The 21,725-nt window shown below is 38.3% G+C and carries 19 protein-coding genes; 13 read left to right on the forward strand and 6 right to left on the reverse strand.

The genetic code is table 11. From position 1 onward, the window contains the following. Nucleotides 1–3: 3 nt before the first annotated feature. The 7 genes from LV716_RS09960 to LV716_RS09990 all read left to right on the forward strand — a co-directional run bounded on the left by LV716_RS09960 (nt 4) and on the right by LV716_RS09990 (nt 4,515). Nucleotides 4–633, forward strand: coding sequence for a LysE family transporter (locus LV716_RS09960; RefSeq protein WP_163417591.1), 630 nt, complete (start codon nt 4–6; stop codon nt 631–633). 3 nt (nt 634–636) lie between these two features. After that, on the forward strand, nt 637–972 hold the full coding sequence (locus LV716_RS09965) for an MGMT family protein (RefSeq protein WP_163417592.1): 336 nt from the start codon (nt 637–639) through the stop codon (nt 970–972). A gap of 171 nt (nt 973–1,143) precedes the next feature. Continuing rightward, on the forward strand, nt 1,144–2,289 hold the full coding sequence (locus LV716_RS09970; RefSeq protein WP_163417593.1) for an Mrp/NBP35 family ATP-binding protein: 1,146 nt from the start codon (nt 1,144–1,146) through the stop codon (nt 2,287–2,289). Next, complete coding sequence (locus tag LV716_RS09975) at nt 2,286–2,525, forward strand: NifU family protein (RefSeq protein WP_163417594.1); 240 nt, start codon at nt 2,286–2,288, stop codon at nt 2,523–2,525. The genes LV716_RS09970 and LV716_RS09975 overlap by 4 nt, the downstream gene beginning before the upstream one ends. 68 nt (nt 2,526–2,593) lie before the next feature. Beyond that, nucleotides 2,594–3,655, forward strand: a complete 1,062-nt coding sequence (locus LV716_RS09980) for an NAD(P)/FAD-dependent oxidoreductase (protein WP_163417595.1) — start codon at nt 2,594–2,596, stop codon at nt 3,653–3,655. Nucleotides 3,656–3,739: 84 nt separating this feature from the next. Further along, nucleotides 3,740–4,087, forward strand: coding sequence for a four helix bundle protein (locus tag LV716_RS09985; RefSeq protein ID WP_163417596.1), 348 nt, complete (start codon nt 3,740–3,742; stop codon nt 4,085–4,087). Nucleotides 4,088–4,182: 95 nt separating this feature from the next. Next, entirely contained in the window at nt 4,183–4,515 is a 333-nt protein-coding gene (locus LV716_RS09990; RefSeq protein ID WP_163417597.1) for a 2Fe-2S iron-sulfur cluster-binding protein, read from the forward strand. Here LV716_RS09990 and LV716_RS09995 read toward each other — a convergent pair. Continuing rightward, complete coding sequence (locus tag LV716_RS09995) at nt 4,512–6,251, reverse strand: ABC transporter ATP-binding protein (RefSeq protein WP_163417598.1); 1,740 nt, start codon at nt 6,249–6,251, stop codon at nt 4,512–4,514. The two genes, LV716_RS09990 and LV716_RS09995, sit on opposite strands and share 4 nt — an antisense overlap. A gap of 120 nt (nt 6,252–6,371) precedes the next feature. On the opposite strand from LV716_RS09995, the gene LV716_RS10000 reads away from it, so the two are divergent. From LV716_RS10000 to LV716_RS10010, 3 genes are all read left to right on the forward strand, one after another. Continuing rightward, nucleotides 6,372–7,427, forward strand: a complete 1,056-nt coding sequence (locus tag LV716_RS10000; RefSeq protein WP_163417599.1) for a YgcG family protein — start codon at nt 6,372–6,374, stop codon at nt 7,425–7,427. Between the two features lie 77 nt (nt 7,428–7,504). Then, nucleotides 7,505–7,714: an alkylphosphonate utilization protein gene (locus LV716_RS10005; protein WP_163417600.1), complete on the forward strand. Its 210-nt coding sequence runs from the start codon at nt 7,505–7,507 to the stop codon at nt 7,712–7,714. Between the two features lie 10 nt (nt 7,715–7,724). Beyond that, the gene (locus LV716_RS10010) at nt 7,725–9,911 is read left to right on the forward strand and encodes an acylase (protein WP_163417601.1); all 2,187 of its coding nucleotides are present in this window, start codon (nt 7,725–7,727) and stop codon (nt 9,909–9,911) included. A 139-nt stretch (nt 9,912–10,050) separates the two neighbouring features. On the opposite strand, the gene LV716_RS10015 is transcribed toward LV716_RS10010, so the two are convergent. Further along, nucleotides 10,051–10,692 (reverse strand): hypothetical protein, encoded by a 642-nt coding sequence (locus tag LV716_RS10015; protein ID WP_163417602.1) that lies wholly within the window; start codon nt 10,690–10,692, stop codon nt 10,051–10,053. A gap of 178 nt (nt 10,693–10,870) precedes the next feature. Between LV716_RS10015 and LV716_RS10020 the strand changes: the two genes are divergently transcribed. Then, nucleotides 10,871–11,545, forward strand: coding sequence for an outer membrane beta-barrel protein (locus LV716_RS10020; RefSeq protein WP_163417603.1), 675 nt, complete (start codon nt 10,871–10,873; stop codon nt 11,543–11,545). Nucleotides 11,546–11,614: 69 nt separating this feature from the next. On the opposite strand, the gene LV716_RS10025 is transcribed toward LV716_RS10020, so the two are convergent. Further along, nucleotides 11,615–12,511, reverse strand: coding sequence for a metallophosphoesterase (locus tag LV716_RS10025; RefSeq protein WP_163417604.1), 897 nt, complete (start codon nt 12,509–12,511; stop codon nt 11,615–11,617). Between the two features lie 144 nt (nt 12,512–12,655). On the opposite strand from LV716_RS10025, the gene LV716_RS10030 reads away from it, so the two are divergent. Further along, nucleotides 12,656–14,998 (forward strand): GAF domain-containing protein, encoded by a 2,343-nt coding sequence (locus LV716_RS10030; RefSeq protein WP_370637381.1) that lies wholly within the window; start codon nt 12,656–12,658, stop codon nt 14,996–14,998. A 16-nt stretch (nt 14,999–15,014) separates the two neighbouring features. Here LV716_RS10030 and LV716_RS10035 read toward each other — a convergent pair whose 3' ends face one another. Continuing rightward, the gene (locus LV716_RS10035) at nt 15,015–16,199 is read right to left on the reverse strand and encodes a Pycsar system effector family protein (protein WP_163417606.1); all 1,185 of its coding nucleotides are present in this window, start codon (nt 16,197–16,199) and stop codon (nt 15,015–15,017) included. A 54-nt stretch (nt 16,200–16,253) separates the two neighbouring features. Here LV716_RS10035 and LV716_RS10040 point away from each other — a divergent pair, with 54 nt between their 5' ends. Further along, complete coding sequence (locus LV716_RS10040; protein ID WP_163417607.1) at nt 16,254–19,970, forward strand: metallophosphoesterase; 3,717 nt, start codon at nt 16,254–16,256, stop codon at nt 19,968–19,970. Here the strand turns inward: LV716_RS10040 and LV716_RS10045 are convergent. After that, the gene (locus LV716_RS10045; protein ID WP_163417608.1) at nt 19,967–20,827 is read right to left on the reverse strand and encodes a hypothetical protein; all 861 of its coding nucleotides are present in this window, start codon (nt 20,825–20,827) and stop codon (nt 19,967–19,969) included. The two genes, LV716_RS10040 and LV716_RS10045, sit on opposite strands and share 4 nt — an antisense overlap. After that, a complete protein-coding gene (locus LV716_RS10050) occupies nt 20,820–21,722 on the reverse strand; it encodes a GyrI-like domain-containing protein (RefSeq protein WP_163417609.1) in 903 nt (300 codons plus the stop codon). The genes LV716_RS10045 and LV716_RS10050 overlap by 8 nt, the downstream gene beginning before the upstream one ends. Nucleotides 21,723–21,725: the final 3 nt, after the last annotated feature.

Here is a 21,725-nt window from a genome sequence, read left to right on the forward strand (position 1 = left end):
CCAATGACACATCTACTCATACTTTTCTTTGTCACTTTTTCCGCGGCATTTATGGCAACTGTACCACCAGGGCTGTTAAACATGAATGCGGCCAAGACCAGTGTTGAAAAAGGAAAATTAAACGGCATTATTTTCAGCTTCGGGGTATCTACCATGATTATGGTACAGGCCTATGTAGCTGTAATGATCTCAAAATTCCTCTATAAAAACCCTGAGGTTATAGATATGCTACTAAAAATCGCTTTAGGTGTTTTTGCTTTTTTTGCGATTTATTTCTTTTTTAAGGCAAAAGGAAATAAAAAGAATAAACCAAAAGAAGTGAAGGTCAGCAAGAAAAATAGCTTTTTCAAGGGCATGTTGTTGGCGGCATTGAACCTGTTGACCATTCCTTACTATAGTGGCCTAAATGCAATGTGGAACAAGGCTGGTTGGATTAAGTTTGAGCCAAAAGATATCACGACTTTTGTCGTTGCGGCAGGAGCAGGCACATTCTCGGTATTGTATTTGTACACTTTTTATTTCAACAAATTGGAGACCAAAACAAATCGGTTTTCAAAAAACTCAAATTATATTCTGAGTGTGTTAATGTTGATTTTGTTGATCATCACACTTATCCGAATTTTTTATAGCTAGTGCATGGAGGAAAAAAACTTTTTCGACAAGGTTTATGAAGTTGCTAAACTGATCCCATATGGGAGAGTTACTTCCTATGGGGCTATTGCCAAGTATTTGGGGGCTGCCCGTAGTGCTCGCATGGTAGGTTGGGCCATGAACAACTCCTTGGCAAAAGACGTCCCTGCGCATCGTGTTGTAAATAGGGTTGGGGTTTTGACTGGAAAGCATCATTTTGACGGTACCAATCTAATGCAACAGCTTTTGGAGAATGAAGGTATAGCCGTAAAAGACAATCAAATTATCGATTTCAAAAAGCATTTTTGGGATCCGGGAAAAGAGCTTGAATTTGACATTTAGCTTCATTATTTTAATTTGATTTAAGCAAGCCCAAGTTCCGCTTATTTTTTGCAAAATATTTATCTATCGCATCATCTTCATTTTCAATACCCAAACTTCTTAATCTAAGTCCCAAATCGTATCTTTGTAATTTAGAATCAGTTTAAACGACTGGCAAATAAAATAGGATTGATGAAGCTGAACAAAGCAGATATTATAAGGGCATTGGAAAACATATCCGCACCTGGAGAGGGGCAGAATATAGTAGAGAGTGGAGCGGTGACCAATGTGCAGGTGTTTGGGGATGAGGTTGAGGTAGATGTTACCATAAAGAACCCAAGTCTTCAGGCTAGAAAAAAAACTGAAGTGGAAATTTTAAAAATTATCCACAAAGAAGTTTATGAAAAGGCAAAAATCAAGATAAATCTTAAGGTCGATGCACCTTCAAAGCCCAAAGTAAATCAGATTAAGGGAAACCCGATTCCCGGGATACAGAATATCATCGCTGTAGCTTCTGGAAAAGGAGGTGTAGGAAAATCTACGGTGACCGCTAATTTAGCTGTTACCCTTGCCAAGATGGGCTTTAAGGTTGGTCTGCTCGATACAGATATTTATGGACCATCCATGCCCATTATGTTCGATGTAGCTATGGAGAAACCGTTATCGGTGAATGTTGATGGAAAAGCAAAAATGAAGCCCGTTGAAAATTATGGGGTAAAATTGCTTTCCATCGGTTTTTTCACCCAGCCCAACCAAGCTGTAATTTGGCGGGGGCCTATGGCTTCAAAAGCATTGAATCAAATGATTTTTGATGCCCATTGGGGCGAACTGGATTTTCTATTATTGGATTTACCTCCCGGAACCGGAGATATTCATTTGAGCATTATGCAATCGTTACCGGTTACCGGAGCTGTAGTCGTAAGTACACCGCAAGAAATTGCGTTGGCAGATGCTAGGAAGGGAGTGGCCATGTTTCAGCAAGAAGCCATAAGTGTGCCGGTTTTGGGAATCGTGGAGAATATGGCTTATTTCACTCCAGAGGAGTTGCCTAACAACAAATATCATATCTTTGGAAAAGATGGTGCTAAAAATTTGGCCAACGATTTAGAGACACCGTTTTTAGGGGAAATTCCGATAGTTCAAAGTATTCGCGAAGCGGGAGATGTGGGAAGACCCGCAGCATTACAGACTGCTACTCCAACAGAAGAGGCATTTGAGGAGCTCACAAAAAATGTAGTCCAGGAATTAGTGAGAAGAAATACCGCGCTCCCCCCTACCGAAGCAATTAAAATTACAACAATGGCAGGTTGTGCTGCCGTTAAAAAGAAAAGAGCATGACGTCAGAAGAGATTAAATTAAACGTAGAAAAAGCTTTAGATGAAATACGTCCATTTTTACAAAGTGATGGAGGTGATATTTCATTGATTTCAATAGATAATGACAGTTCTGTTAAAGTTAAATTGGAAGGCAATTGTATTGGCTGCAGCGTAAATCAAATGACCTTGAAAAGTGGGGTTGAAATGACAATTAAAAAATATGTTCCTCAAATTGAGGAAGTTGTCAACGTTGGTTAACTGACAAATATCATTTCCCCTTTTTCTCACAAATTTTAAGTTGCGCAGATTTCCAAATACGATTCTGAATGATAAAAACCGATATACTGATTATTGGAGCAGGCCCTACGGGTCTTTTTGCTGTTTTTGAGGCAGGTTTATTACAGCTAAAATGCCATTTAATAGATGCCTTGCCACAAGCGGGTGGACAATGTGCAGAAATATATCCTAAAAAACCCATTTACGATATTCCCGGATTCCCAGAAGTATTGGCAGGGGATTTAGTGGATAATTTAATGGAGCAGATAAAACCGTTTCAGCCTGGTTTTACTTTAGGAGAACGCGCCGAAAACATCGAAAAATTGGAAGATGGTTCTTTTATAGTGACCACTAATAAAGGGACACAACATCACGCACCTATAATTGCCATAGCAGGTGGATTGGGTAGCTTTGAACCCCGAAAACCTTTGCTCGAAAACTTGTCCAAGTACGAGGACAACGGTGTTGCGTATATGATCAAGGAACCGGAAGTCTATAGGAATAGGAAAGTGGTCATTGCTGGTGGAGGAGATTCCGCATTGGATTGGAGTATTTTTTTGGCAGATGTTGCCTCAGAAGTCACTTTAGTACATAGGCGTAATGAATTTAGGGGTGCTTTGGATTCTGTTGAAAAAGTACAACAACTTAAGGACCAAGGAAAAATCAACCTGATTACCCCAGCTGAGATTGTTGGTTTACAGGGAGAAGACCGCTTGGAATCAGTTCTGATTAGAAAGACAACGAATGGTTCGGAAGATATCTTGTTGAAAGTAGATGATTTCATTCCCCTATTTGGACTTTCTCCAAAATTAGGTCCTATTGCCAACTGGGGCTTGGAGATTGAGAAGAATGCGATTAAAGTCGATAATACGTTGGATTACCAGACTAATGTTCCCGGAATATATGCCATCGGAGATGTAAATACGTATCCTGGAAAATTAAAACTGATCCTATGTGGTTTTCACGAAGCTACGTTGATGTGTCAAAGCGCGTATCAGCGCATATTTCCAGATAAAAAGTATGTAATGAAATATACTACGGTAGGTGGTATAACAGGTTTTGATGGAAGCAAAAAGGAAGCTCCAAAAGCTGTAGTGAAGGCGATAGAATAGTTGAATAGTAAGCTAGTGATAAAGTATCCTAGTGAAGGCGATACAATGGTTTGTTTTATTATAGGCTACAAATTTTAAATTTAAATGACCGTACAGCGTTTTGAAGATTTGAAGATGTGGCAAAAATCTCAGGATTTAGCTGTCCAGATTTATAAGTATTTTTCCATAAGCAAAGATTATGGTTTTAGAGACCAAATCACTAGAGCATCAGTTTCTATATCAAATAATATTGCAGAAGATTTTGAACGACAATCGAATGCTGATTTTAAAAGATTTCTTTATTTTGCCCTAGCATCAAATAGTGAGTTAAGGTCAATGCTTTATTTATCAGAAAGATTAGATTATTTGCAATCAAAGAGCTCTAGGGAATTGATTGAAGCGACCAATGAAATTTCGAAAATGCTGTATTCATTTATCAAATCCATGAAATAATCCATATGTCCCAAACTAATAATTCATCTATTTTAAGATTCCACAAGTAAACTAACCACTATTTCACTAACCCACTAGATTTTAATCCAGCATTAATGTCCGATATCAAAATCAAAATAACCGACCGAGAAGGAACGTTGCACGAAGTAGACGCCCCAACCGACATGAACATGAACCTAATGGAAGTTGTCCGTTCCTATGAACTTGCTCCAGAAGGTACTATTGGAATTTGTGGTGGAATGGCCATGTGCGCTTCCTGTCAATGCTATATAAAATCCGAACACGCACTCCCGGAAAAGTCGGACGATGAAGAAGCTATGCTCTCCGAAGCCTTTTTTGTTGAGGACAATAGCAGGTTGGGTTGCCAAATTCATATCACCAATGACTTGGATGGACTGGAAGTGGAATTAGCTCCCGAAGAGGCTTAAATTCTGGCTTGATAGGTAAACAAATTGTAATACCTGCCTTCAGAAGCGATTAGTTCTTTGTGGGTTCCTTGTTCGGCTATATTTCCATTTTCGATTACCAAAATCTGGTCCGCTTTCCGGATCGTGCTCAAGCGGTGGGCAATAACAAAGGTAGTTCTGCCCTTGGTCAGTTCGGCCAAACTCTTTTGAATAAGCGCTTCGGATTCTGTATCCAAACTGGAGGTCGCTTCATCTAAAATCAGTATCCTTGGGTCAGCGAGAATTGCACGTGCAATAGCGATACGCTGTCGCTGTCCTCCAGAAAGTTTTACGCCACGTTCACCGATCAAGGTATCTAGGCCATCATCAAATCTATCGGTAAACTCATTCACATAGGCAGCTTTTACTGCATCTAGCAGCCTATCTTCGGAAGCGTTAGGTCGTGGAAAGAGGATGTTTTCCCGTATCGTACCTTCAAACAAAAAATCGTCTTGCAGTACAACCCCTAGGTGCTGTCTAAAGCTATTGAGGTTTACTTTTGATAGATTGTGGCCATCAATGCTAATTGTACCCTTGCTAGGGTTTAAAAAACTAGCAGCCAATCCGGCAATTGTGGATTTTCCAGAACCAGAACTCCCCACCAATGCGATTACCTGTCCCGATTTAACGTTAAAACTGACACCGTGCAACACTTCTTCATCAGCTTCATAGGAAAAAGAAACCGAATTGAAACTAATATCACCATGAATGGTATCCAATTGAATGGTTCTATTTTTTTCATCGGACTCGGCAGTCTCATTCATTAGTTCTTCTGTACGGTCCAAGCCTGCCAAGGCTTCGGTAAGTTGACTTCCTATGTTGCTCATTTGAACAATTGGTGCAACCATTAACGCAAGCAGAAATGTAAATTCAAAATATTGTCCGGTAGTCAGTTCGCCCTGCATCATTTTGTAGCCCCCATAACCCATCATAATTCCTGTGGTGGCCAGTCCTAAAAGAAAGGTGGATGAGCTTGTCATTACTGCGGTGGCAGTCAGGCTCTTTTTCACATTTTTGAACAATCGTTCTACACCGGTTTCAAAAACTTTTCCCTCTTGTACTTCCGCATTAAACCCTTTAATTACCCTAATTCCACTTAAAGTTTCGGTAAGCCTTCCTTTTACTTCAGCATTGATTTTACCACGTTCTCTAAAAACAGGACGAATTATTTTGAAAGCCTTTAAAGCTATAACTGCAAATAAAATCAGTGGAATAAAGGTTAAAAGTGTCATGCTGGGACTAATTCGTAACAGTAAGACCAGTGAAACCACTGCGGTAATGGTTCCTCCTACCAATTGGACCAACCCGGTTCCAATAAGATTGCGTACCCCTTCAACATCGCTCATAATCCTAGAGACCAAGGCCCCGGATTTTGTGTTATCAAAAAAACGAATGGGTAGCGACAGCACCTGTTTTTGTACCTGTGCCCGTAGTTCCGATATCATAAATTGCGCCTGAATGCTCAAAACTTTGGTCAAGAGAAAGGACATGATCGCTTGAACCAAAAATGAAGCAATAACAATAGCAACAAGGATTTTAAGGAAATCATAGTTCTTATTGGGTACAACATCATCAAGAAAATATCTAAGGGATATGGGCGCCACAAAACTGGCCGCTTTACTAATTACGATAAGCAAAAGACCAGTAAAGACAAGATTTCTTCTGGGCCAAATAATGGTTTTGAAGGCCTTTAAAATACTTACTTTTTTATCTGACATAAATGGTATTAAAAGAAGCCGCAAGTTACTTGAAATTACGATACTGTAAACCCAAAATAATACTGCCCTCCATTACTACATAACAAATACTATCTTTAGTTGTTTTTGTTGAAAAAGACTATGCACAAAAAAGGACTTGTTTATTTTTTGATGTTATTATCCGCCATTTGTGCTGCACAAGGACAATATTTGGAATTAAGGCAAATAGTCACGGATAGTGCCAACATATTTACCCCTCAAGAACTACAGGGGTTAAAGACCAAGTTGACCGAACTGGAAACGAATACGACCAACCAGTTGGTACTATTGACGATTAATGATCTAGGAAACGAAACCATCGAGGAATATGCATTCGGTGTGTTCAATCAGAACAAGTTGGGCCAAAAGGATAAAGACAATGGTATTCTCATCCTTTTTGCCAAAAATGCAAGACAAGTACGGATTGAGGTTGGATATGGCTTAGAACCCTACATTACAGATGCAGTAGCTTCACGTATCATAAGGAATACCATGATTCCTAAGTTTAAGGAAGAGCGTTATTTTGAAGGCTTGGACTTAGCTGTAGACCAGCTTATCGAATTTTTGAACGATCCTGCAGCTCTTGAGGAATTCAAAAATAAAATTGACCAAAAAGAAGAAATGAGTTTAGGGATAAAAATATTCATCATTCTTTTTCTTTCCATGTTCGTATGTGCTGGCGGTTTTGTGTTTTATAGGGCTTACAGTGGACTAATTGAGACGTTTCGGGGAATGCTAATTGGGAAGCTAGGCCTCTTACCGGGAATTATTATGGCCGCTTTCACACTTATACCAACGTTGTTTTCCCTTGTTTTTATGGTCATGCCCTTATTTTTTGCTTCAATGATCTTTGATTTGGGACTTGATGCAAACAACTACGAATATCTTCTAAATGATAACACGTGGGTTTATGTTGCCTTTATAGTGTTCTTTGGAATAAGCATTTTAATAGCGATGGTGAAAATCCTGATAAAAGGTAAAGATGATTTTAAACTGTCCTTATATAAAAATGACAAGAGTTATGTACGAAAGACATTCTCTTCATCTGGCAGCCATTCCTTCGGTTCAAGTTCTGGGTCTTCTTTTGGGAGTAGTTCCAGCAGCTTTTCTGGAGGTGGAGGTAGTTCGGGTGGTGGCGGTTCAAGTGGAAGCTGGTAACTTTATGATAAACAGTAGATAGAAATAATTGGTAATTGAATTGCATTTCCGCTATTTTCACATTGTAAAATAAACCTATGGATACAAAGGATAGTAATGGTAACATTTTGGAGAACGGCGATAATGTTCATGTGACGAAGGATTTGAAGATTAAGGGCATGTCCAAAACCTTAAAAAGGGGAAATGTCATTAAAAATATCCGTTTGACCGGAAGCCCTCAAGAAGTAGAATGTAGGGTAGGTAAGGCACAAATTGTGCTGAAAACCCAATTTTTAAAAAAAGCTTAAATATAATGCCATGAGAGTACTATCCTTGATTACTTTATTTTTTCTGGTAAGCTGTTCATCCAAACCACAAGACCAGAAAGCACTAACTGAAATTGAAAAATGGAAGTCACAAGCTGAGAACATCACTATAATCAGGGATGATTTTGGGGTTCCGCACATATATGGTAAAACCGATGCAGATGCCGTTTTTGGATTGTTATATGCGCAGTGTGAAGACGACTTTAATCGTGTGGAACAAAACTATATCTGGGCTACTGGAAGGTTGGCAGAAGTAGAGGGTGAAGAGGCGTTGTATAGTGATCTTCGTGCCAAACTTTTTATGACAGAAACGGAAGCCAAGGCGAACTATGAAAAAAGCCCGAATTGGTTGAAGAAATTGTGCGATGCCTTCGCTGACGGAATTAATTATTATCTGCATACCCATCCCGAGGTAAAACCTAAATTATTGACCCGTTTTGAGCCTTGGATGCCCATGTACTTTAGTGAAGGAAGTATTGGTGGGGATATAGAACGCATTTCCATTAAAAAAATCAAAGCGTTTTATGAAAGCGGTATGGAGATTCCTGAGCTTGAGGCGTTGAAAATGAAAAAGGCAGAGGAAATGGAGGAACCTCAAGGATCTAATGGTATAGCCATTTCAGGAGCATTGACCAAATCTGGCAATGCAATGTTGTTGATCAATCCGCATACTTCCTTTTATTTTAGGGGTGAAGTACATGTGGTTAGCGAAGAGGGATTGAATGCGTATGGTGCGGTTACATGGGGGCAATTTTTTGTATATCAGGGTTTTAATGAAAAAACAGGATGGATGCACACATCGACCTATACCGATGTGATGGATGAGTTCAAAGAAACTGTTTTAAAGAACGATGATAATTTGTTTTATCAGTATGGAGAAGAATTAAGGCCAGTAGAAAAATCTGAAGCGATTTTAAAATACAAAGATAGTGATGGATTGAAAGAGAAAAGCTTTCCGATGTATCGTACACATCATGGACCTATTACTCATGCTGTTGATAAGCAATGGACGGCTTCAGCAATGATGTGGGAACCCGTAAAGGCTCTAGAACAATCTTTTGTTCGAACCAAACAAGAAGGATATAAGGGATTTCGAAAGATGATGGATATCCGAACAAATTCTTCAAACAATACCGTGTATGCAGATGCGGAAGGGAACATTGCTTATTTCCATGGAAATTTTGTTCCTAAGCGAGATACTATTTTTGACTTTACAAAACCTGTAGATGGCAGCAATCCAAAAACGGATTGGAAAGGTCTGCATACCGTGGATGAGAATATCTTGATTTTGAATCCGAAAAATGGTTGGATTCAAAACTGCAACTCTACACCCTATACAGCTGCTTTGGAGTATAGTCCCAAACGAGAAGATTATCCAAAATACATGTCAAGAGATCAAGAAAATTTTAGAGGTATCCATGCCATTGAGTTATTGACAGATAGGGATGGATTCACTTTGGATAGTTTGATTCAACTTGCGCATGACCCCTATTTGCCTGCATTTAAAGCTTTGGTTCCAGGGTTGATTAAAAATTATGAACGGTATGATGATAAGAATCCCAAGTTATTGGAACCTATTGAAGTATTGAAAAAATGGGATTTTACTACTTCTGAAGAATCTGTTGCGATGACCTTGGCACATTATTATGGAACACGATACTACAAAGTTGGAAAGTATCCAAAGGGAATGACGCCCATGGAGCGTGTTCTATTTTGGGGGAGCGATGAACCAAATGGAGAACAACTCAAGATTTTTGAAGAAGTCATCGAACAGCTTATAGCAGATTTTGGCACTTGGGAAATCCCTTGGGGCGACGTCCATCGATACCAAAGACTCAATGGGGATATCCGTCAGCCTTTTGATGATTCCAAACCAAGTATTCCAATCGGATTTGCCAGTGGACGTTGGGGAGCTTTGGCGGCCTATGGTGCCCGCTACGATAATGATACTAAAAAGATTTATGGTACTCGTGGAAATAGTTTTGTGGCTGCCGTAGAATTTGGTGAAAAAGTAAAGGCAAAGACTATTCTAGCAGGAGGCCAGAGCGGTGACCCTGCATCACCACATTTTGATGATCAAATTCAAATGTATGCGGATGTAGAATGGAAAGATGCTGCTTATTACAAAGAAGATGTTTTAAAAAGAGCGGTAAAGACTTATCAACCTGGTGAAGAGTAATTTTGTTAGGAGTTAGGAGTTAGGAGTTAGGAGTTAGGAGTTAGGAGTTAATGTTGTTCTTGAACCTGTGCTTGAACTTGAATTTGCACTTGAAACTTGATCTTGTGTATTTGAACTTTGAATTTGTATTTGAAAAACCCTACTCCTCCTCTTTAACAACAATAAGACTAGCCTTAGATCCAGTGGAAAGATTCCATCGATTGTTGTGAATCACTACACCTTTATCATCAGTAATAACAACTTGAGCAGTATTTGGACCAGAGGAACCTTGGTTCAGTGCTTCAAAATCGAGACGATTGAATCCTTTGATCAAATCAAGGTTGATTCCTTTAAAAGAACCTGTAAGTAAAATATTGGGCTCTACCACTTCTCCATTAACGTATATTTTCACGCGGTCACCATCAACATATTCATGATCCCTGCAAACAATACCCACAAATTTTGCCGTAGTTTTTACATCCCCTAAATACTGGTCGCCGAAATGTTTCTTAGAGCCTTTTTTCTCTTTTTCGCCTACTTTGGGGTCAATGACCATATTGTGCCCGGCTTGAACCAATTCTCGGTCTGGAAGCATTTTAATACCTGGGTTATTACTATCCGAAGTTAAGTTCTCATTTATCACGGAAGGCATACGCAATGAAGTTCCCTGATTCGTGGACTTGATATCCAAAGTGTTCCGTTCCCCAATTTTTAGCGGACGTGTCGTAGGAATGTCACCTTGGGCCATTACGAAGGCATGGCCAAAAACGATGAAAGAAAAAAGTAAAACAAGCTTTTTCATGGGAACTTGGTCGATACAATGTTTTAAAGTTAACAAATACCTTGCCATTACAGTAATAAAAGGAAGTTAAATCTAAAAGTAGTATGCCTCGTTAAAGTCTTCATAAATCAGTTCGGATGGGTGATAGGGGAACAATACTTGATAACGATTAGGCTTAACCTTTTAATTTAAAACGAACATGAAAAGAGTAGTACTAGTTGCAGCACTGTTTGGTATGATGTCCATTCAAGCACAGGAACAAATCAACGACAAACTGACTATCGAAAAGGGGACATGGACCCTTGGAGGGAATGTGTCTATTGGAGCGAATAACTTTGAGTCTACATCAGAGTTCAATAATGAGATTTTACAAAATGAATCTGATCGATTTTCAGTTTCTGTATTTCCCAGATTTGGATATGCTTTTAACGATAATTGGATCGTGGGGTTGGTAACGGAATATAGCCTTAGTAAAACGGAGAATGAAAACGAGAATCCCAATTCAGAGTTGAGCACATCCGAGTTTAAAAGTGAATCTTTGGCCCTGGCACCATATGTTAGAAGATATTTTGGCGTAACCAAAAATCTGGCTTTTTATGCACAGGGAGAATTGGGATATGGAAAATCGTGGTCTGAAGATATTGGAAGTAATCAAGAACGCCGAACTTCGGAAGCGGATCGATTTTTTGTTGGGTTACGCCCAGGAATATCATTCTTTGCCTCAAAAAATCTGGCATTTGAATCATCTGTAGGGTTACTTCAATATACTTCGGTCACAGGTGAAGATAGTTCAGGTACTGAAAATGAAAATCAAGGCTTTAATTTCAATTTGAACGCATCTAACCTCTTGTTCGGTCTATCCTATTTTTTCTGATGTGAAATAGAGCCCGCTAAAACTTAGCGGGCTTTTCTGTATTCTTAAATTATTTGCTATTGATTGCAACTACTTTTCAATGTAATCCGATAGTTTTTCCGGGCCTTCCAGCAATAAGCGTACTATTTGCAAAGTGCCATCAGGTTTAGTGGCTATTTGCCACTTGATCAGGGATATTTCCCCATTTTCTATTTCCAGTCCGGTAATGCTTCTAGGATGTACACAACTACCTGCATTAAAATAGGGAATTTGTTTTGGCTCCGGAAAACGTGGTCTGTGCGTATGCCCCGAAATTGTAATCTTAAGATTGTTTCTTAAAATCCAACGTTTAATTCTTCTTTCTATTCTTATGAGTTCTTTATAATTTTTCGCTGGACTTGTAGGGTCGGCAATACCAACTACTTGTAGCGGTTTCCAAAGAACTCGAACAAGAAACCTTCCAATACGCCAACAAACATAGTTCCACCAATCCGCTTGATGTCCGTGTGTGCAAAACAATTCTTGGTCTGTCTTCTTATGCTTTAGAATTAGGGCTTCGTGGTAAGTTATTCCTTCAAAAAGCTCTTTGTCCGAGCCATCTATAGGTTCAAAATAGCTCGATAAGTGCTCATCCACATAGGATTTGTCCCTATAAACCATATCGTGGTTCCCCCATACCATATGCAATCTATTTTCAAGATGAAACTGGCGTAACAATTGAAAAACATTCTTATGTGCCTCGAAAATTGATTCAAAAGTTATGTTCTCCCAAAGTTCATCGCCATCTCCCAGTTCACAGTATTGAAATCCTTCGCGATAGTAATGGTTCAAGGCGTGAAAGTAAATGTTTCTATTGTTTGCAAAATCATCTGCAAAACTGTTGTCGCCCCTATGGCAATCACTAAAAAGTATGAACTTGTCGCTATTGTCAAAATGAATGATTTTGGCACTTTTAAAAGCTCGGTCTAACCTTTTGAATGAGGACATACGCCAATTTTTTTTAAATATCTAAAAAATGCGGCTAATCGAGTATTGAATTCATTGATAATGTCCCATTATTTCTTTTTGTAACTTTACAGTTAAAATCTCGTCTAACCTCATATGGAGAATAATGGCAGCATAGAAACCCCAATGTTGAAATTAGTAAGTTTCAATAAATTGTTGGAACATTATGATAATCAACTTAACAGCAAGGATAAGTACTTGGCGGATAGGGCAAAATATGTCTTGGATGCTCAAGCACCGTACCCTGAGTTGAGAGAAGGTTTTGATGACATTACTTTACTGGACAAACACAAAGAAGTTATCAGCATTATTCTTGCGGATACGTTTGCTCCCGTATTGACCAACAATGAGATTAAGACGGCGTCGACACCTTTTGAAAATTTGGTGTTCAATTCATCTGAACGCTTTCAGAAAATCTTAAAGGATGCTGGTGAAGGTTTTGAACTGGAGATTCGGAATCTGCCTATGGATATCAATTACATTATGAAATGTACCATAATCCTAAATTTTTATTATGGGTTTAAGATGGATTTGAAGCGTCCATTGTTCTATGATATTCCAGATGCAAATGGGGTCATGCGTCATTATAGGATACTTTATAATGCGGATTTTATGGAAATTATTCCTACAGAACTTTCCAAAGAGCTTTCCCAAGAAGATGTTGATGAACTCTTGGAAAATTTTGATGATTTAGAGCTTTGGAAAGAAAAAATCCCACCAAATAGTTTTATCTCTAAAGGTTTCGTGATTTCCAATATGTTCGATGTCAGTGCAGAGCATTCGATTTCTGAAATAAAATCTACACTGATAGGAAGCAATAAAAGAGGCAATGAAGACTTTATGGAAAGTTTTCAAGACACTTTTAGATCGCTGTTTAATCTGAAAAAAATCAATGTTGGTTTTGCAGGTTATGATGCCAATACCGACAAATTCCTAAAAATATATGGAAAGGGCATAGAAAGCTATGTTCTTAAGGGAGTGGAAACCGAATCTTGCGATGCTATTCTGTGTGACCATTCCTATGGTAAGTTGTTCAATGAAAACACTTATGTGGCAATATCCAATGTAGATAAATATTATGAGAAATCGGAAGGAGGACAACCCTATAAAAACCTATATGAACAAGGGATAAAAAGTGCCATTCTAGCTCCGATAGCGGACAACGGAGTTTTGTTAGGTGTTTTGGAATTGGTCTCTACTACCGTAAATGAGTTGAACAGCGTCAATGCAAATAAGTTGGATGATGTAATGCCCTTCATTGTTTCCGCAGTTATCCGTTCTATTGAAGAAGAGGAAAACCTAGTAGATGCAATTATACAGCACGAGTGTACTACCGTTCACTCTTCGGTATATTGGAAATTTCAGGAAGAGGCAAAACGTTTCATGGCAGACGAACTTCTGGGAAATCAACCTATTTTTAAGGAAATTGTATTCAAAGATGTTTATCCCCTCTATGGCCAAGTGGACATTAAGGATTCTTCTAAAGAACGAAATCTTTCCATACAGCGGGATTTAATGATTCAACTTTCAGAAATCAATGATGTTTTGTGGGCGGCGGTCAAAAAATATCAACTTCCCGTTTACGAAGAATTAATGTATAGGGTAGATACCTATTTGGAAGAGGTACGGGATGCATTATACACACATACGGAACAAGCGATTTTTGATTTTGTAAAAGAAGAAATAACTCCTGTTTTCAAACATTTAAAAAAGGAAGACAAACAGCTAAGAAAATTGGTTGAGGGGTACGAGGCCCAGATTGATGCTGAAACCGAGTCCTATTATGACCATCGTCGTAACTATGATCATAGCGTAATGGAAGCCAATATGCAATTAGCAGCTTTGTTGGATCGAAAACAATTGGATGCCCAAAGAATGTTCCCACATTATTTTGAGCGTTACAAAACAGATGGTGTAGAACACAATATGTACATTGGCAGTTCTATAGCAAATGATAGGGATTTTAATGCATTATATCTAAGCAATTTAAGGTTGTGGCAGCTTCAGGTCATGTGCGATATGGAGAATAAGTACTATACACTTAAATCCAAATTGCCCGTAAAACTGGATGTAGCTTCGTTGATTTTAGTTTATAGCGCTTCGTTGTCCATTAGATTTAGAATGGATGAAAAACGTTTTGATGTGGACGGTACATACAATGCACGGTACGAAATCATCAAAAAACGTATTGACAAATCCTATATAAAGGGTACTAACGAGAGATTGACCCAGAAAGGGAAACTGTCCATTGTCTACTCACAACGAAAAGATGAAAAAGAGTATTTACGCTATATTAAATTTTTGAAGTCCAAGGGATACTTTACCAACAATATTGAAATCGTAGAGCTAGAAGGTTTGCAGGGCGTTACGGGGTTAAAAGCAATAAGGGCTGAGATTCTGTATACCAAAGATGTGAAATCTGAACGTACGTATACCTATGAGGATTTAATGGAAGAATTGAAATCCTAAATTTTAATCTGGATACTTATCTCGGTTGTCCATATAAATGAAATGAAACTCCAAAAGCGATTACGGATATCACGATACCTATGATAAAAATAGTATAGGTCCAACGTAAAATATTATATTTTCTATTTAGTACAAGTCCCAAAAAGTATAGATCCTTGGTAAGAGAGGAATAAATATAATCTTTATCCTTAACCAATTCCTGAATGGCCCATTCATAATCGTTTAGGCTCATTTTATGAAAATTGCCAAAGAACAAAAGGTTTACTTTTTTGTCCTGCACATCTTGCTTGGTAAACTGACCGCTTGTTACATTAGGTCTTGTGGCCAAAACCGCTAATACCATAGATATAACACTGAAAGAAATAAATATGGCCGTTGGGTAGATGAGATATGTGTTGGAAGGATTATCCAATTTAGGAATGAGGTTGGAAAGGGCGACAGATATGATAATGGCATTTACAGATAACAAGATATTGGCCTTGGTATCCGCAATATCACTGAGGGTCAAATGGTTTTTTAGGGTTACCCTAAACAGGGTTTGTATGCCCCTATCCGGACTTTCACTCTTATATTTTGCCTTTAGGGCCTCCTTTTTGGCAATTTCTTTTTCGGTCTTTTTTTCCTTTACAAGTTGTTTTAAATTCCGCTCTTTTGCTTCTTCCCAATTTTCTTTGGCATATTCCGTATAAAACTCATGTTCATTTCTGAACATCTTTATATTTTCATCCCTCCACTCTTTGTTGGAATATTTTGCAATTCCCAACTCTTTCAATTCTTCTTTCAGAAAATCCGTTGTTTCCCAATAGGTTTTTTTTGCAAAATGAGAGGCATCCGCATCTCTAATAATTTCTTCGTGTAAGTTATGGGGCTCATGGTATCTTTTTGTTGCCATAATGTTGGCACATATCTGTTCAATACCCTCTTTGGTATACTTATGTTCTTTTAGAAATTCTGTTGCTATAGCACAACTCGCCTCTTCATGATTTTCAATTGTTTTTGTGTAGCCCGTATCATGAAACCAAGCGGTCAAAAGAAGCCTTTCGTTCTCATTGTTGGGAAGCATATAGAAATTGAGCAATTCTTTAGTACTTTTAACCACACGTTGGGTATGTCGTAAATTGTGGTATAGAATTTTTGGATTCAATTCATTTTCCAAAAGTTTGGAGACAAATTGTTCAGCTTTTTCAACTATTTCCGACATACATAATGTTTTGAATTCCCCAAAATACAAAAATTTGAAATCAACCTCACTGATATGAAAAAACATTACCTAGTTCTTCTATTACTTGTTGTTGTATATAGTTGCGCCACATATGAAACAAAGTATGAAACTCCTTATGTGGCCCAGAAAGTAAAAACTGACAAAGAGCTCGAACATACCTTTTATTTGATAGGGGATGCCGGGACATCTCCAATGGGTGATTTAAACCCCGCGTTAAAAATTTTCAAATCAAAATTGGATAAAGCGGGAAAAAACAGCACTGCAATATTTTTGGGAGATAATATATACCCTGCGGGGTTGCCAGATAAAAAAGATTCAAAGGAGGCCTACTTAAAAGCCACAAATGATTTGGATGCCCAACTAGCATCCGTATCTGATTATAAAGGTAAAGTTGTTTTCATTCCGGGAAACCATGATTGGTATAATGATGGATTGAAAGGACTAAAAAGACAGGAAAAGTATATTGAAAAAGCATTGGACAGCAAAGAAGTCTTCTTTCCTGAAAACGGTTGTCCAATAGAGAAGATCAAGATAAGTGATGATGTTATTGTTGTTGCTATTGATACAGAATGGTATCTGGTAAACTGGGACAAGCACCCAACAATAAATGATGACTGTGAAATTAAAGATCGAGGTAGATTTTTTGAAGAGTTAGAAGGTATTATCAAGAAGAATCGGGATAAAACAGTACTTCTTGCCCTGCATCATCCTATGTTCACTTATGGTTCCCATGGAGGGTACTATTCTTTTAAACAGCACATGAATCCTAGTGGCGGTAAGTTTCCTTGGCCAATTGTTGGTTCAATGGCCAATGTTTTGCGAAGAACTTCGGGAGCTACTACGGAAGATTTATCCAATAAAGTCTACAATCAATTAAAAAACAGGATTGTAACACTGGCCAAATACTCCGATAATGTGATTTTCGCTTCGGGGCATGAGCATACACTACAATATATTGTTGAAAGCGGAGTACCACAAATAGTAAGTGGTTCTGGAGCTAAAAAAGGAGCAACAAAACTTTTGAATGGAAGTAAGTTCTCTACGGGTCGAATGGGCTATGCAACCTTAAAAATATACAAAGACGGTTCGTCAAGTGTTGATTTTTTTGGCGTTGGAAATGATGGTAAGGAAGAACTATTATATGATACAGAAGTACTGCCTGCCGATGAGAAACCCTATCAGAAAGCATACGATAATGACTTTCCGGCTACTATGAAAGCATCAATCTATACAGCAGAAGAAATTGACAAGGGAGGTTTTTACAAATGGGTTTGGGGAGAGCGTTATCGAAAATATTATGCTACTGAAGTAGAGGCACCAACCGTTCTTTTGGATACTTTATTTGGCGGATTAACGATTGTGCGAAAAGGAGGTGGAAACCAGTCAAACTCCTTAAGATTGCAACATAAGGATGGAAGGCAATTTGTAATGCGTGCCATGCGGAAAAGTGCGGAGCGTTATCTACAAGCGATAGCATTTCAAGAGCAATACATCATAGGAGATTTTGAAGGATCGTATACCGAAAAGCTTTTAATGGATTTTTATACGGGCGCACACCCTTATGCACCTTTTACTATTGGACCACTTTCAGATGCAGTAGGTCTTTATCACACCAACCCGAAACTATATTATGTCCCAAAGCAGAAAACTCTGGGAGGATATAACGACAATTACGGAGGCGGTCTTTATATGATTGAAGAACATGTTTCTGAAGGCCATGATGATCTGGCCAGTTTTGGATACACTAAAAAGATTGAGAGCACCTACGATTTAGTGGACAGACTGAGGAAAGATGAAAAATACAGCATTGATGAAAAAGAGTATGTAAAAGCACGTTTGTTCGATATGGTAATCGGGGATTGGGACCGTCATGTGGATCAATGGCGATGGGCAGGGTTTGAAGACGAAAAGGGCAATACTGTTTTTAAACCAATACCCAGGGACAGGGATCAGGCTTACTCAATCTGGGGAGATGGTGCACTAATGGCCTTTGCATCCCGTACCGTACCTTCACTTAGGATATTTGAAGGTTTCAATGAAGAAATACGAAGTGTTAAAGGGTTTAATTCCTCTCCTAGGACTTTTGCTTTGGATATGGCACTTCTTTCCCAAACCGATATTGATGTATGGATTGCACAAGCTAAATACATTCAAGACAATATAGATGAAGCAGTAATTGATCGTGCCTTTTCATATTTTCCAAAAGAAGTGAACGATGAAACGGTATCCAATTTCAAAAAAGTATTGCTAGCCAGAAAAAAGAACCTTGTGGAAACTGCCAAGGAGTATTTCAAGGTAATTAATACATATAGTGTGGTTACGGGAACGGATAAGGATGATTATTTTGAAATCAATTCACTGAAAAATGGAAATTTAGAAATCAAGGGCTATCGAATAAAGGACGGGAAAAGGCAAGATTTGTTCTTTGAAAAAATATATCGGCCAGAATTCACTAAAGAGATTTGGCTGTACGGTCTGGATGATGATGATGTTTTTGATGTTAAAACGAACACTTCAAAAATTAAGGTGAGAATTGTTGGGGGGCATAATAATGATATCTATAAAGTGTCTGATGATAGTAAGAAAGTCCATATCTACGATTTTAAAGCTAAAAAGAACACTTACGACGAAGCGTATAGTGGCAAGATTCATAAACTCAGCGATTACGATACGAACACTTATGCGTTTCTTAAGGTAAAGGCCAGTAACAATCAGTTATTGCCTTCACTGGGATTTAATCCAGATGATGGCTTTAGAATCGGACTTACGGATACGTACACTTTCAATGGATTCAAACAAAATCCGTTCACACAGCAGCACACTTTCAATGCGGCTTATTATTTTGCCACCAATGGTTTCGACTTGGGGTATAACGGTGAATTTGCCAATGTTTTTGAAAATATAAATCTAGAATTGAATGCAAAATTTACCAGTCCGAATTTCAGTATTAACTTTTTTGGATTTGGTAATGAAACGGAAAACAATGATGATGACGAACCGTTAGAGCTGGATTTTAACCGGGTAAAGATCAGGACCATAGCCTTTGCTCCATCTTTGGTCTGGAGAGGCTATTTGGGTTCAAAGGTGCGCTTGGGCGTTTCTTATGAAAACTACGATGTTGAAGAAACGGATAATCGTTTTATTGAAGGATTTTTTACGGATGCCGGAAGGGATACACAACAGGATTTCTTTGGTGTTGATGCAGAGTACAGCTATTCCAACACGGATAACGAAGCTTATCCAACACTTGGGATGAGTTTTTCATTGCATGGCGGATACAAGACCAATTTGAGCGACTCGGATAGGGCATTTGGATTTATAATACCTAGTTTATCGATTGACCATAAATTGTCTTCCAGTGGAAGATTGGTGCTTGCCTCCAAAGTAAAGGCGCACTTTAATATTGGAGATGACTTTGAGTTTTATCAAGGCGCTAGCATAGGGGCCAATAATGGTTTAAGGGGTTTCCGCTTTCAACGATTTGTTGGGAAAACTGCCTACTTCCAAAATACGGATTTACGCTATAGTTTCAGGAGACAGCGAACGGGACTTCTACCCGTGACCCCAGGTGTTTTTGGAGGTTTTGATTATGGAAGGGTCTGGTTTCCCGGTGATGCTTCTGGACAATGGCACAATTCCTACGGTGGCGGGTTTTTTGTGAATGGAGCCGATATTCTATCTGCTAACCTGGGACTGTTCAATAGCTCAGATGGGTTACGGTTTGCTTTTGGAGTAGGTTTCGGTTTTTAATCTAGCTTATAGGAATATAGATTACGTCCTTTGGTCTTGGATTGTTCGTCCGCAATAACTAACAGGTTGTCATCTAGAAAGCAAATAGATTCTTGTTGGGTCCTGTGTTTTACGTCTATAGTGGTTAAAACGCCCTTCGTAAAATCATCAGAAGTGAAATCTGTAAAAAGCCATATAAAACCAGAGCCCAAGAGAACAACCTTTTCACCATTTGGAGAAATATCCGCGGCCGTGATAGAACAGAACTGGGAATCTGAGCAAGAGGTAAACTCTCCTATTAACTCTGCAGTATATGTGCCTTTTACAGCTGGGATTTTATAGATTGATGCTTTTCCAGTGTAAGGCCTTGCTCTATTTTTTGTGATAAGGTATAGGAAACCATCCCTATAAAAAAATGCTTCACAATCATATACTAAGTTTGATTTCTTGGGAGGGAATTTGTTTTGTTCCGGATAGTGAAATTTTATTTTTTCAGCTTCAATCTTGTTTCCCTTTTCGTTTTCTGGATTTGGTAACTTGTAAATACACAGATTTTTTCTATCGTTGGAATTGTTTCCAAAATCACCGATATATAAGTTGCCCACATCGTCTTTGGCCAAATCTTCCCAGTCGTTGTTTTTAGCATCTTTTACATCGATTTTTCTGATGATTTTGCCTTCAAGATTTACCTTATAGATATCATCCTTGTTGCCATTGTCCTCGATGGCCCAAATAGTTGTACCATCAAAAGAAACAATCCCTGATATTTCACTCAGTTTTGAAGGTAATTTTCCCAAAAATGTGAGGTCTCCATAGTACGGTTTTTGTGCGCATCCTTGAATGAAAATAAGAATGAGAAAATATTTAATTTTATTCATTGGGTTCTTTTAATGGCATGTATATTTCGGCAATCCATTCCAACTCATTACCTCCCATATTGGGATTGTTTTGAAAAATTTCTATAGGTGTTTTCTCCACGTTTATTGCATTCGTTTCAGCATAATCCAAAAGTTTGTACCAAGCTCTATCCGAAGTAATGTAATTTCCATTATAAATAGCTTTTAAAGCTTTTTTTGATTCAAAGTTCTTATACTTTATTTCTTTATTCATGGGCAAAGAGTCCTGTTTTAGAATTGGAAAACAAAAATTATATTCGATACTGTCACTTTCCATATTCCATTTGGTAAGTTCAACAAATGGACTGCCATTCACCTTAAGATCGTTTTCTTTTACAAAGCCACTTAAAAAAGGGAAGTCGCGCATCATCCCAAACGCTTTTTCAGATTGCAAGCCTTTTACTTCTATGTAAGCGCAATACGTTGACTTTAAGTTGTCCTCTCCAACAATTTTCACTTTAAATTTTTTAAGATGCTCATTCAAATATTTGTTGAAGTTCAGTAAGTTTTTTTTGGAGCGTTCTTCTATGACGGTCGATGTGAAAGGAATCATGATTTTATTCATCAAGCTATGGTCCAAATCCTTGATATGTACTTTGACTTTTGAGGTAGAATCCGTAAGGGGGATAATTTTCCAATCGTATTTGACAATACTATCTCCAAACCTTAGCTGTTGCTCAATATTACGAATCCCATATTCTTTGAGCGGAGCATCTACTACCATACTTTTTTCCCAATTTTTAATCGTTTTATTTACGGTGCCGGGAAAAGTATTTACCGTGAAGGAAACCAAATAATCGGCTGGCTTGATAAATAGGTACCAAATTAGGGCAGCAGAAAGTACAGCGAAAAGTACCAAAGAAATCTTTCGTTTCATTAG

Origin of the sequence: Flagellimonas sp. HMM57 (assembly GCF_021390175.1) — a bacterium.
Classification (GTDB): domain Bacteria; phylum Bacteroidota; class Bacteroidia; order Flavobacteriales; family Flavobacteriaceae; genus Flagellimonas.

Excerpts from the sequence above, each read along its gene's own strand:
- LV716_RS09975 (WP_163417594.1), top strand. The coding sequence starts at position 2,286 with ATGACGTCAGAAGAGATTAAATTAAACGTAGAAAAAGCTTTAGATGAA.
- LV716_RS09965 (WP_163417592.1), top strand. The coding sequence starts at position 637 with ATGGAGGAAAAAAACTTTTTCGACAAGGTTTATGAAGTTGCTAAACTG.
- LV716_RS10020 (WP_163417603.1), top strand. The coding sequence starts at position 10,871 with ATGAAAAGAGTAGTACTAGTTGCAGCACTGTTTGGTATGATGTCCATT.
- LV716_RS10035 (WP_163417606.1), bottom strand. The coding sequence starts at position 16,199 with ATGTCGGAAATAGTTGAAAAAGCTGAACAATTTGTCTCCAAACTTTTG.
- LV716_RS10050 (WP_163417609.1), bottom strand. The coding sequence starts at position 21,722 with ATGAAACGAAAGATTTCTTTGGTACTTTTCGCTGTACTTTCTGCTGCC.
- LV716_RS10040 (WP_163417607.1), top strand. The coding sequence starts at position 16,254 with ATGAAAAAACATTACCTAGTTCTTCTATTACTTGTTGTTGTATATAGT.
- LV716_RS09985 (WP_163417596.1), top strand. The coding sequence starts at position 3,740 with ATGACCGTACAGCGTTTTGAAGATTTGAAGATGTGGCAAAAATCTCAG.
- LV716_RS10025 (WP_163417604.1), bottom strand. The coding sequence starts at position 12,511 with ATGTCCTCATTCAAAAGGTTAGACCGAGCTTTTAAAAGTGCCAAAATC.
- LV716_RS09960 (WP_163417591.1), top strand. The coding sequence starts at position 4 with ATGACACATCTACTCATACTTTTCTTTGTCACTTTTTCCGCGGCATTT.
- LV716_RS09970 (WP_163417593.1), top strand. The coding sequence starts at position 1,144 with ATGAAGCTGAACAAAGCAGATATTATAAGGGCATTGGAAAACATATCC.
- LV716_RS09990 (WP_163417597.1), top strand. The coding sequence starts at position 4,183 with ATGTCCGATATCAAAATCAAAATAACCGACCGAGAAGGAACGTTGCAC.
- LV716_RS10005 (WP_163417600.1), top strand. The coding sequence starts at position 7,505 with ATGGATACAAAGGATAGTAATGGTAACATTTTGGAGAACGGCGATAAT.
- LV716_RS10015 (WP_163417602.1), bottom strand. The coding sequence starts at position 10,692 with ATGAAAAAGCTTGTTTTACTTTTTTCTTTCATCGTTTTTGGCCATGCC.
- LV716_RS10045 (WP_163417608.1), bottom strand. The coding sequence starts at position 20,827 with ATGAATAAAATTAAATATTTTCTCATTCTTATTTTCATTCAAGGATGC.
- LV716_RS10000 (WP_163417599.1), top strand. The coding sequence starts at position 6,372 with ATGCACAAAAAAGGACTTGTTTATTTTTTGATGTTATTATCCGCCATT.
- LV716_RS10010 (WP_163417601.1), top strand. The coding sequence starts at position 7,725 with ATGAGAGTACTATCCTTGATTACTTTATTTTTTCTGGTAAGCTGTTCA.
- LV716_RS10030 (WP_370637381.1), top strand. The coding sequence starts at position 12,656 with ATGTTGAAATTAGTAAGTTTCAATAAATTGTTGGAACATTATGATAAT.
- LV716_RS09980 (WP_163417595.1), top strand. The coding sequence starts at position 2,594 with ATGATAAAAACCGATATACTGATTATTGGAGCAGGCCCTACGGGTCTT.
- LV716_RS09995 (WP_163417598.1), bottom strand. The coding sequence starts at position 6,251 with ATGTCAGATAAAAAAGTAAGTATTTTAAAGGCCTTCAAAACCATTATT.